The organism is Nocardioides sp. CPCC 206348, assembly GCF_048654705.1.
Classification (GTDB): Bacteria; Actinomycetota; Actinomycetes; order Propionibacteriales; family Nocardioidaceae; genus Nocardioides.
Window position 1 is genome coordinate 44,343 of the sequence record NZ_JBMCZA010000168.1, and the last position, 11,095, is coordinate 55,437.

The following is an 11,095-nucleotide window of genomic DNA, read 5'->3' on the forward strand; positions in this document are numbered from 1 at the left end:
ACCCGACCGCGTTGGTGGGGGACGCGCGGGGCGATCGCCATGGTGTTGGCGCGGGCGAACTGCAGCCACAGGCAGGACACGACGTACGCCCCGATCAAGAAGGGGAAGAGCAGTAGCGCGAGGCCGTCGTACGAGGTGAAGACGTCGTAGGTGCTGTAGCCGGCGCGGGCCGCGTCAGCGAACTCCTTCGAGGCGGGACCCGAGGCGATGGCGATGACGACCGCGAGGAGGGCCAGGACGATCGCGAGCACCCCGCTCGCGACGGCCAGCGCCGTCGGGGCGCTGCGCTGCGGGGCAGGGGGCCACGCGGCACCGGAGGGCGGAGTGGCCGGATACGCCGGGCCGGGCCACGGCGAAGGCTCCCGAGAGGGCTCAGTCATGAGCGCGAGTGTAGGTCCGCTGAGGGACCACCGCAGGGGATCCGCGTTTCACGCCCATCTGCATCCCTGCGACAATCGCCCTCATGTCTGCCACGACTGAGCACACGCCTGTACCGGAAACCGCTCAGCCGGCGGCGCCCGAGGGTGCGGCACGTCCGCGGGTCCTCTCCGGGATCCAGCCGACCTCGGACTCCTTCCAGCTCGGCAACTACGTCGGGGCGATCCGCCAGTGGGTGGACCTGCAGCGTGACCACCAGCCGTTCTTCTTCATCGCCGACCTGCACGCGATCACCGTGGAGTGGGACCCCAAGGTCCTGCGCGAGCGGACCCTGCGCAGCGCAGCCCAGCTGATCGCCGCGGGCGTCGACCCCGCGAAGTCGTCGATCTTCGTGCAGAGCCACGTGCCGGCCCACCCGCAGCTGGCCTGGGTCCTCAACGGCCTGACCGGCTTCGGCGAGGCCCGCCGGATGACCCAGTTCAAGGACAAGTCGGCCAAGGGTGGCGAGGGTGCGGCCAGTGTCGGCCTGTTCACGTACCCGATCCTGCAGGCCGCCGACATCCTGCTCTACCGCCCGCACTACGTGCCGGTCGGCGAGGACCAGCGCCAGCACCTCGAGCTGACCCGCGACCTCGCGCAGCGGTTCAACGGCCGGTTCAAGAAGACCTTCCGGCTGCCCGAGCCGTACATCCTCAAGACCACCGCCAAGATCTACGACCTGCAGCATCCCGAGAAGCGGATGTCCAAGAGCGTGGGTGGCGCCGGGTGCGTGTTCCTGCTCGACGACCCGAAGGCCACGGCCAAGAAGATCCGCTCCGCCGTGACGGACTCCGACACGAGCATCCGGTTCGACCCCGAGGCGAAGCCGGGCGTCAGCAACCTGCTGACCATCTACTCCGCCCTCACCGGCGAGGCCGTCACCGCCCTCGAGGAGCAGTACGCCGGCAAGATGTACGGCGACCTGAAGAAGGACCTCGCCGAGGTGGTGGTCGGCTTCGTGACCCCGTTCCGGGAGCGCACCCTGGAGCTGCTGGACGACCAGACGTACCTGATGAAGGTGCTGGCCGACGGTGCCGCGACGGCCGGTGCGGTCGCCGAGGCCACGCTCAAGGATGTCTACCAGCGGGTCGGCTTCGTCGCCCCGTCCGCCCCGACCCCCGCGGCGGGCTTCTGATGCCTGTCATCGGTGTGGCCGTCGCGGTGCCGGAGCCCTGGGCGTCCGAGCTCTACGACTACCGCCTCGAGATCGGCGATCCCACCGCCGAGGGCGTGCCGAGCCACATCACGCTGATCCCGCCGATCGAGGTCGACGGTGACCTCGGCGAGATCGAGGAGCACCTCGCGACCGCCGGCGCCAGCATCGACGCGTTCACCGTGCACCTGCGCGGCACCGGCACCTTCCGCCCGGTCTCGCCGGTCGTGTTCGTCGGGCTCGTCGAGGGCATCTCCCAGTGCGAGCTGCTCGCGAACGCCGTACGACGGGGGCCGCTCGCGGTCGACCTCGGCTTCCCCTACCACCCCCACGTGACCGTCGCCCATCACCTGGACGACGTCGCCCTGGACCGGGCGTTCGAGGACCTGGCCGGATTCGATTGCCGGTTCGGGGTACAGGAGTTCCACCTGTACGTCCACCACGAGGAGGAGGGCTGGAAGGCCACCCGCACCTTCCCCCTGAGATGAGCCCTGCCGAACGCCTGAAGCAGCAGATCTCCAGACTCCGCGCTCGTTCGGCGGTGGTCGATCATGCGGTGCGCACCCAGGAGCACTTCTCCGAGGTCAAGGGCAGCCAGCAGGCCGGGGGCGTCACCTACTTCGGCTTCCTCTCGGTCTTCCCCGTCCTGGCGCTCGCCTTCTTCGCCGTCGGGTACGTCGCCAACGTCTTCCCCGACGCGCAGGACGCGCTACTCGACGCGATCGACGAGGTGCTGCCCCACCTCGTGGGCGACCAGCCGAACGAGGTGCCGCTGGAGGACATCCAGGACGCCGCCGGCGCGGTCGGGCTGATCGGACTGGCGGGTGTCCTCTACGCCGGCCTGGGCTGGCTCTCGTCGCTCCAGACGGCACTGATCGTGCTCTTCGAGATGCCCGAGCGGCTCCAGCCCAACTTCGTCATCGGCAAGCTGCGTGACCTGCTCACGCTCGTCGTGCTGGGTGCGGTGCTCATGCTCAGCGTGGCCGTGTCGGGCGTGCTGACCCGTCTGTCGGAGCAGGTCCTGGACCTGGTCGGGCTCGGCAGCGGCCTCGGCTGGCTGGTGGCCCTGGTCGCGCTCGCCTTCGGCCTCGCGGCGTCCGCGCTGCTGTTCTTCCTCATGTTCCGCCTGCTCGCCCGCCCGCCGGTGCCGTCGCGTTCCCTCTGGTCGGGCGCCTGGCTCGGGGCGATCGGCTTCGAGGTGCTCAAGCAGCTCTCCAGCCTGCTGCTCACCGGGACCCGCGGCCAGCCGGCCTTCCAGGCGTTCGGGATCGCGCTGATCCTGCTGGTGTGGATCAACTACTTCTCGCGGGTGACCCTCTACGCCGCTGCGTGGGCGCACACCAGTCCCGCAGCACGGGCCGAGCGCGATGCGCGCAACGCTGCGGTCCTGCCGATGGCGGTGGCGACCGTGACGCGGCCCGAGCCGGACGCCGCGCCAGGACGTGCCTGGGCACCTCCCCTGGCGGTCGGTGGCGTGCTGGGCCTCCTCCTGGGTGCCCGGCTCGGCCGGCGCCGGCGCGACTGAGCCGCTCTGGGAGGATGAGCGGGTGAAGTTCGAACGCAAGCACGCCATCCTGCTCCTGACCGTCGCGGCCTGGAACGTCTTCTCCTTCGGCAACTTCGCGAAGAACCTCTACTCCGCGTACGACGCCGGCGAGGACCGTGCCACCGGGTACTGGGTCGCCCACTCGGTGCTCATCGTCGTGAACTTCGTGATCGCCGGCCTGCTCGGTTCGCTGGGCTGGAAGGCCCTCAGGGCGTCGAAGTCCTCAGCCCAGGGCGCCGAGTAGGAAGTACGTCGTCATCGGGCCCTTGCCCTTGATGTCGACCACCTGCGGGGCGCTGAAGGTGTAGCGGCTCTCCAGCAGGGCGTGGGTGGTCGCCGACACCTGGATCCGGTGCGGTCGACCGTGTGACTCCATCCGGCTGGCCGTGTTCACGGTGTCGCCCCACAGGTCGTAGGTGAACTTGCGCTGGCCGATGACGCCGGCAACCACCGGGCCCGAGGAGATGCCGATCCGCATGGCGATCGGGCTCGGCCAGCCCGCGGCGAGCCGGGTCGATGCCCGTTGCATGTCCATCGCGAGCTCGGCGAGGGACGCTGCGTGGTCCCTGTCCGGCGTCGGCAGCCCGGCCACGGCCATGTAGGCGTCGCCGACGGTCTTGATCTTCTCGATGCCGCGCTGGTCGCAGAGCCGGTCGAACTCGCTGAACATCGTGTCCAGCAGGGACACGAGCTCCTCGGCGGTCAGGCTCTCGGAGACCGTCGTGAAGCCGACGATGTCGGAGAACAGCACACTGACGTTCGCGGCCGACTCGGCGATGGCGCCGCGCTCGGTGCGCAGCCGGGTGGCGATCGCGGCGGGCAGGACGTTGTGCAGCAGCTCATCGGAACGAGCCTGCTCCATCTCGACGTCGCGCTGGCGCAGGTAGTCCGTGCGGCGCAGCTTCTCCAGCGCGTAGGCGATGAGGAGCGCGATCGAGGTCAGTCCGATCGCCGGAGCCACGTGGTTGGCGACCCCTTCGGTGCCACCGCTGAAACCGGGGAGCCCGAGACAGATGGCGGCGTACAGCGCCGACGCTGCGACGGCCGCGTGCATCCGCAGGCGCAACAGCCCGATTCCGCCGAGCAGGGTGACGGTGCAGGACGCACGGATGTACTCGCTCGTGGCATCGGTCATGGCGGCGAACGCCGTGCCCAGGCTGATCAGCGTGACCGACAGCAGCAGCACGCTGAACAGCTGGAAGTGGCGCTCGACGAACGAGGCCCGGCGCAGGGCTGCTGCGACGACGAAGACGGGGATCACGACGCCGTATCTCAACGCGAAGGCGGGGCCGACGTCATCGGGGATGACGAGGACGTCGATCAGGCTGTAGAAGGCGGTGAAGAAGACGCCGATCCACAGCGCGAAGACCGCCTGGTCGGCGCCGGCGCCGTCGTCGTACGCGACGAAGTCCCGCTCGACCTCACGCTCGTCGAACTCGAGCATCCAGCGCGCCATCGGCATCTGCGCGTGGCGCTCGTGCATCCACGCCCTGATCGGCTTGACCCCCACAGGCTGATGGTGCCAGAAGCCGGAACGCAACGACGCCGCATCAGCCAAGGCTGATGCGGCGTCGTCAGGGACGTGCTGTGCTGCTGCGAGGGGTCAGAGACCCATCTTGAGCGCGGTGCGCAGGTCCTTGTTGAGCTGCGAGATCACGTCGAGCGGGATCTCCTTCGGGCAGGCGGCGGCACACTCACCGATGTTGGTGCAACCGCCGAAGCCCTCGTGGTCGTGCTGGCCGACCATGTCCACCACGCGCGTGTAGCGCTCGGGCTGGCCCTGCGGGAGCTCGCCCAGGTGGGTGATCTTCGCGCCGAGGAACAGCGAGGCCGAACCGTTAGGGCACGCTGCGACACAACCGCCGCAACCGATGCAGGTGGCCACGTTGAAGGCACGCATGGCCTTGTCCCGCGGAGCCGGCACCGAGTTGGCCTCGGGGGCCGAACCGGTGTTGGCGGAGATGAAGCCACCCGCCTGGATGATCCGGTCGAACGCGCCGCGGTCGACGACGAGGTCCTTGATGACCGGGAACGGCTCGGCACGCCACGGCTCGATGGTGATCGTGTCGCCGTCGGAGAAGGAACGCATGTGCAGCTGGCAGGTCGTGGTGACCTCCGGGCCGTGCGCCTCGCCGTTGATCATCAGCGAACACATGCCGCAGATGCCCTCGCGACAGTCGGAGTCGAACGCGATGGGCTCCTCGCCCTTCTCGTTCAGCTGCTCGTTGAGGACGTCGAGCATCTCGAGGAAGCTCATGTCCGCCGAGATGCCGGAGACCTGGTAGGTGTGGATGCCGCCCTTGTCGTCCGGACCGCTCTGGCGCCAGATCTTGAGGGTGAGGTTCATGTCGCCCGCGCTCACTTGTAGGACCTCTGCTTCATCTCGATGGCGGTGTAGATCAGGTCTTCCTTGTGCAGGACGGGGCCGTTCTCGGCACCCCACTCCCACGCGGCGACGTAGGCGAACTCGTCGTCGTGACGCAGCGCCTCGCCGTCCTCGGTCTGCGACTCGCCACGGAAGTGGCCGCCGCAGGACTCACGCCGGTTGAGGGCGTCGATGCACATCAGCTCACCGAGCTCGATGAAGTCGATGACGCGGCCGGCGCGCTCGAGGCTCTGGTTGAGGGTGTCGGCGGAACCGAGCACCTTCAGGTTGGTCCAGAAGTCGGCCTTGAGCTCACGGATCAGGTCGATCGCCTTGCGCAGGCCGTCCTCGGTCCGCTCCATGCCGCAGTACTCCCACATGATGTTGCCGAGCTCCTTGTGGTAGCTGTCGGCACTGCGGGTCCCGTTGATGGAGAGGAACTTCGAGATCCGTTCCTCGACCTGCTTCTTCGCCTCGACGACCGCCTCGTGGGACTCGTCGATCTTGTCGAACGGGCCGTCGGCGAGGTACTCGCGGATGGTGTTCGGGAGGACGAAGTAGCCGTCGGCCAGGCCCTGCATCAGCGCCGAGGCGCCCAGGCGGTTGGCGCCGTGGTCGGAGAAGTTCGCCTCGCCCGAGACGAACAGTCCCTCGATGTTGGACTGCAGGTGGTAGTCGACCCACAGGCCGCCCATGACGTAGTGCACGGCGGGGTAGATCCGCATCGGCATCTCGTACGGGTTCTCGCCGGTGATCCGCTCGTACATGTCGAGGAGGTTGTCGTACTTCTCCTCGATGGCGTCCTTGCCGAGGCGCTTGATCGCGTCGCCGAGGTCGAGGTAGACACCCCGACGGAAGTCGCCGACCTTCGGGCCGACGCCGCGACCCTCGTCGCACATGTTCTTGGCCTGGCGGGAGGCGATGTCGCGGGGCACCAGGTTGCCGAAGGACGGGTAGATCCGCTCGAGGTAGTAGTCGCGGTCCTCCTCGGGGATGTCCCGCGGGTCCTTCTCGCAGTCCTCGGCCTTCTTGGGAACCCAGATCCGGCCGTCGTTGCGGAGCGACTCGGACATCAGGGTCAGCTTCGACTGGTGCTCACCGGAGACCGGGATGCAGGTCGGGTGGATCTGCGTGTAGCAGGGGTTGGCCATGTAGGCGCCCTTGCGGTGTGCACGCCAGGCGGCGGTGACGTTGGACCCCATCGCGTTGGTGGAGAGGAAGAAGACGTTGCCGTAGCCACCGGTGGCGAGGACGACGACGTCGGCGAGGTGGGTCTCGATCTCGCCGGAGACCATGTCGCGGGCGATGATGCCGCGCGCCTTGCCGTCGACGACGATCAGCTCGAGCATCTCGTGACGGGTGAAGGACTCCACCGTGCCGGCGGCGACCTGGCGCTCCATGGCCTGGTAGGCGCCGATCAGCAGCTGCTGTCCGGTCTGGCCGCGGGCGTAGAACGTGCGGGAGACCTGGACGCCACCGAAGGAACGGTTGTCGAGCAGGCCGCCGTAGTCACGGGCGAAGGGGACACCCTGCGCGACGCACTGGTCGATGATGTTCGCCGAGACCTCGGCGAGGCGGTAGACGTTGGACTCGCGCGAGCGGTAGTCGCCGCCCTTGACCGTGTCGTAGAAGAGGCGGAACGTCGAGTCGCCGTCCTCCTTGTAGTTCTTGGCCGCGTTGATGCCGCCCTGGGCAGCGATCGAGTGGGCCCGGCGCGGGGAGTCCTGGTAACAGAAGGACTTCACGTTGTAGCCGGCCTCGCCGAGCGTGGCGGCAGCAGCGCCGCCGGCCAGGCCGGTGCCGACGATGATCACGTTGAGCTTGCGGCGGTTGGCCGGGTTGACCAGGCGGTTCTCGAACTTGCGGGTGGTCCAGCGGTCCTTGATCGGACCGGTGGGAGCGTTCGGGTCGACGAGCTTGTCGCCGAGCGTGTAGTAGCCGCGCGCGTCGTCGGACTTCTGCTCGGAGGGGTCGTTGAGCGGCGTCAGGCCGTCGTGGAGGGTGCTTCCAGCCATGGTGGGGAGCTCCTTACTTCTCGATGAGGCCGAAGAGGACGGACAGGGGGACCAGCGAGAAGCCGCCAGCGATCACGATCGCGACGATCCAGCCGGCCGCCCGCGCCCGGTTCCGGGAGCTGGCGGTGTTGGTGAAGCCGAGGGTCTGCAGCGAGCTGAACGTTCCGTGGTGCAGGTGCAGGCCGAGCGCGACCATCGCGATCAGGTAGATGACCGTCATCCACGGGGTGTCGAAGGTGTCGACGAGGAGCTGGTAGGGGTTGTCGTCGCCGGTCGAGCCGTTGCTCGGGTTGATCTTGACGATGGTGAAGTTGAGCAGGTGCCACACGATGAAGAGGAGCAGCGTCAGCCCGCCCCAGCGCATGGTGCGCGAGGAGAGCGACGAGCCGCGGTTCTTCTTCGCGACGTACTTCACCGGGCGGGCCTTGGCGGCGCGGTGCCACAGCGCGATGGCGCAGGCGATGTGGACGATGATCGCGGCCAGCAGGCCCACGCGCATGATCCACAGGAAGCCCTCGTACGGGAGCATCGGCTCCCCGAGCTCGCGCAGGTGGTGCGCGTACTCGTTGAAGGCCTCCTCGCCGGCGAAGGCCTTGAGGTTGCCGTACATGTGCCCCACTACGAAGCCGATGAACAGCAGGCCGCTCAGGGCCATCAGGAGTTTCAGGGCGATGGTTGACCGGGCTGCACGGGAGCCCTTCACCAATTCAGGTCGCGTCGTCGTTGCCACGAGGGGTCACGCTACTCCCGCTACTGACCGGTAGGTGACACGGATCATGTGAGATATGCACGTAAGGGGAGCCTTACCCGCCGTCGCCGGCGCCGCAGCGGCCTCGACGAACCGATAAGCATTGGTTGTCAAAGAATCAAAACTTCATTGTTGACCAGCGGTGGGCGACCGGACACGCTGGAAAGATGAAGAAGGCCCCGATCGAGGACCCCGCGGACGACCTCGAGGTCACCCCGCCGAAGCACTACGCCGCCGGCGTCCCTGCGGTGCGCCACGCGATGGAGTACTCCTTCGAGCAGACCACGGTGAAGCGCAGCCTGCTCACCCTGCTGAACCTCAACCAGGTCAAGGGCTTCGACTGCCCCGGCTGCGCCTGGCCGGAGCCGGACCACCGCCACAGGAACGAGTACTGCGAGAACGGCGCGAAGCACATCAACGACGAGGCGACCAGCCGCCGCGTCACGCGTGACTTCTTCGCGAAGCATTCCGTCGACGAGCTCGACGGCAAGTCGGACTACTGGCTCAACCAGCAGGGCCGGCTCACCGAGCCGATGGTGAGGCGCCCCGGCGCCACCCACTACGAGCCGATCGCGTGGGACGACGCGTTCGGGATCATCGCCGACGAGCTCAACGGGCTGGCCTCGCCCGACGAGGCGATGTTCTACGTCTCGGGCCGGCTCAACAACGAAGCCGCCTTCCTGCTCCAGCTGTTCAGCCGGGCGTTCGGCACCAACAACCTGCCGGACTGCTCGAACATGTGCCACGAATCGAGCGGCTTCGGCCTCGGCGAGACGCTCGGCATCGGCAAGGGCAGCGTCCAGCTCGAGGACATCTACAACAGCGACCTGGTCTTCGTCGTCGGCCAGAACCCCGGCACCAACCACCCGCGGATGCTCTCCGCGCTGGAGCACACGAAGAAGAACGGCGGCCAGGTGATCGCCGTCAACACGCTGCCCGAGGCCGGACTGATGCGGTTCAAGAACCCCCAGCAGCCCAGCGGCGTGATCGGCAACGGCATCCAGATCGCCGACCTGTTCCTCAAGATCCGCCCCGGTGGCGACCTGGCCCTCTTCAAGATGCTCAACAAGCTGGTCCTCGAGTCGGGAGACCTCGACCGCGACTACATCGACAAGCACACCATCGGCTTCGAGGAGTTCGCGGCGCAGGGCGCCGACATCACCTGGGAACAGACGCTCGAGGCCACGGGCCTGGCCCGCGAGGAGATCGAGGCCGTCCACGAGAAGGTGCTCGCCAGCAGGTCGGTCATCGTCTGCTGGGCGATGGGCCTGACCCAGCAGAAGCATGGCGTGCCGACGATCCGCGAGATCGTGAACTTCCTGATGCTGCGCGGCAACATCGGCAAGCCCGGCGCGGGCGTCTGCCCCGTGCGCGGCCACTCCAACGTCCAGGGCGACCGGACGATGGGCATCTGGGAGCAGATGCCCGACCGCTTCCTCGACGCGTTGGGTGCCGAGTTCGACTTCGAGCCGCCCCGCAAGCACGGCGTCGACTCGGTCGCGGGCGTCCGGGCGATGCGCGACGGGAAGGCCCGGGTGTTCGTCGGGGTCGCGGGCAACTTCGTCCGCGCGATGTCCGACAGCGACGTCACCGAGGCCGCCCTGCGCAACTGCACCCTGACGGTGCAGATCTCCACCAAGCTCAACCGCTCGCACACCGTCACCGGGGAGACGGCGCTGATCCTGCCGACCCTGGGACGCAGCGACAAGGACGTCCAGGCCGGACGCGAGCAGTACGTCACCGTCGAGGACTCGATGAGCTCGGTGCACCGCACCCACGGCAAGCTGGCCCCCGCCTCGAAGCACCTGCTGAGCGAGGTCTCGATCATCACCCGGCTGGCCCGGCGCACGCTCGGCGAGAGCCCGGCGATCCCGTGGGCGGAGTTCGAGGCAGACAACGACGCGATCCGTGACCGGATCGCGCGCGTCGTACCCGGCTTCGAGGACTTCAACGAGCGGATCCAGAAGCCCGGCGGCTTCACGCTGCCCAACCCGGTCAACCGGGGCGTGTACCCGACCCCGAGCGGCAAGGCGGTCTTCTCGATCAACGCGCTCGCGTGGCTCGAGACGCCGCCGGGGCACCTGATCCTGCAGTCGCTGCGCTCGCACGACCAGTGGAACACCGTCCCGTACGCCCTGAACGACCGTTACCGCGGCATCCACAACGCGCGGCACGTGCTGATGGTCAATCCGGACGACATCGCCGAGCTGGGCTTCCAGGACGGCGACCAGGTCGACATCGTCAGTGTCTGGGAGGACGGCAGCGAGCGTCGGGCCCGCAACTTCACCCTGGTGGGCTATCCCGCGAGCCGTGGGTCCGCGGCGTCGTACTACCCCGAGACGAACGTGCTCGTGCCGCTCGACAGCGTTGCGACGGGCAGCAACACGCCGACCTCCAAGGGAGTCCTGGTGCGACTGGAGCCCGTTGCCACCGCTGACTGACCGCCGCCACGCCTTCCGGGTGGTCCTCGGGCTCCTGGTTCCGGGGCTGCTGCTCCTGGTCGCCGGCCGTCCCGAGCTGATCCTGTACGCCGTCTTCGGCTCCTTCGCCGGGATGTACGGGCGACTCGCGGGTCCTCGGGAGCGGCTGCGCCACCAGTTCCACGGCGCGGGAATGCTGGTGACCGGCGTCGGTCTGGGAACGGCGCTGTCGCACGGGCACGTCCCTGCAGCCGGGCTGGTGCTCGCGATCACCGCCTTCGCGACGATCGGGTCGCTGGTGACCGACCGGTTGCGACTGCGCCCGGGTGGGCCGTTCTTCGGCATCTTCGCCCTCGGAGCCACCGCCACGGTGGCTCCCGGGCTGGTGAGCCCGTGGGGTGCGCTCGCCATCTGCGCGGGGACGGCTGTGT

10 protein-coding genes and 1 pseudogene are annotated in these 11,095 nt (G+C 68.3%); 6 read left to right on the forward strand and 5 right to left on the reverse strand.

Features of this window, described 5'->3' with window-relative positions; genetic code table 11:
- On the reverse strand, window positions 1-380 hold a 380-nt coding region (locus ACOADB_RS13370; RefSeq protein WP_378599320.1), incomplete at its 3' end, for a hypothetical protein.
- An 83-nt stretch (window positions 381-463) separates the two neighbouring features.
- On the opposite strand from ACOADB_RS13370, the gene trpS reads away from it, so the two are divergent.
- Genes trpS through ACOADB_RS13390 form a run of 4 tightly spaced genes read left to right on the forward strand, consistent with a single transcriptional unit; the run spans window position 464 to window position 3,360 of the window.
- A complete protein-coding gene (gene trpS, locus ACOADB_RS13375) occupies window positions 464-1,552 on the forward strand; it encodes a tryptophan--tRNA ligase (protein ID WP_378599323.1) in 1,089 nt (362 codons plus the stop codon).
- Window positions 1,552-2,058: a 2'-5' RNA ligase family protein gene (locus ACOADB_RS13380; protein ID WP_378599326.1), complete on the forward strand. Its 507-nt coding sequence runs from the start codon at window positions 1,552-1,554 to the stop codon at window positions 2,056-2,058. Before trpS ends, ACOADB_RS13380 begins: the two co-directional genes overlap by 1 nt.
- Window positions 2,055-3,095 carry a YihY/virulence factor BrkB family protein gene (locus ACOADB_RS13385; protein WP_378599328.1) on the forward strand — a complete coding sequence of 347 codons (1,041 nt, stop codon included), beginning with the start codon at window positions 2,055-2,057 and terminating at the stop codon, window positions 3,093-3,095. The genes ACOADB_RS13380 and ACOADB_RS13385 overlap by 4 nt, the downstream gene beginning before the upstream one ends.
- 22 nt (window positions 3,096-3,117) lie before the next feature.
- Entirely contained in the window at window positions 3,118-3,360 is a 243-nt protein-coding gene (locus tag ACOADB_RS13390) for an SCO4848 family membrane protein (RefSeq protein ID WP_378599331.1), read from the forward strand.
- Here ACOADB_RS13390 and ACOADB_RS13395 read toward each other — a convergent pair.
- The 4 genes from ACOADB_RS13395 to ACOADB_RS13410 all read right to left on the reverse strand — a co-directional run bounded on the left by ACOADB_RS13395 (window position 3,340) and on the right by ACOADB_RS13410 (window position 8,226).
- Window positions 3,340-4,626: an adenylate/guanylate cyclase domain-containing protein gene (locus ACOADB_RS13395; RefSeq protein WP_378599334.1), complete on the reverse strand. Its 1,287-nt coding sequence runs from the start codon at window positions 4,624-4,626 to the stop codon at window positions 3,340-3,342. The two genes, ACOADB_RS13390 and ACOADB_RS13395, sit on opposite strands and share 21 nt — an antisense overlap.
- A 93-nt stretch (window positions 4,627-4,719) precedes the next feature.
- Window positions 4,720-5,463, reverse strand: a complete 744-nt coding sequence (locus ACOADB_RS13400; RefSeq protein ID WP_378599369.1) for a succinate dehydrogenase/fumarate reductase iron-sulfur subunit — start codon at window positions 5,461-5,463, stop codon at window positions 4,720-4,722.
- 11 nt (window positions 5,464-5,474) lie between these two features.
- Window positions 5,475-7,496, reverse strand: coding sequence for a fumarate reductase/succinate dehydrogenase flavoprotein subunit (locus ACOADB_RS13405; RefSeq protein ID WP_378599337.1), 2,022 nt, complete (start codon window positions 7,494-7,496; stop codon window positions 5,475-5,477).
- Between the two features lie 13 nt (window positions 7,497-7,509).
- A complete protein-coding gene (locus ACOADB_RS13410) occupies window positions 7,510-8,226 on the reverse strand; it encodes a succinate dehydrogenase cytochrome b subunit (RefSeq protein ID WP_378599340.1) in 717 nt (238 codons plus the stop codon).
- Between the two features lie 185 nt (window positions 8,227-8,411).
- On the opposite strand from ACOADB_RS13410, the gene ACOADB_RS13415 reads away from it, so the two are divergent.
- Both ACOADB_RS13415 and ACOADB_RS13420 read left to right on the forward strand, forming a co-directional pair.
- Complete coding sequence (locus tag ACOADB_RS13415; protein WP_378599343.1) at window positions 8,412-10,685, forward strand: FdhF/YdeP family oxidoreductase; 2,274 nt, start codon at window positions 8,412-8,414, stop codon at window positions 10,683-10,685.
- Window positions 10,669-11,095 (forward strand): annotated as a pseudogene (locus ACOADB_RS13420) (FUSC family protein); the annotation flags it as partial. The gene ACOADB_RS13415 and the pseudogene ACOADB_RS13420, both read left to right, overlap by 17 nt.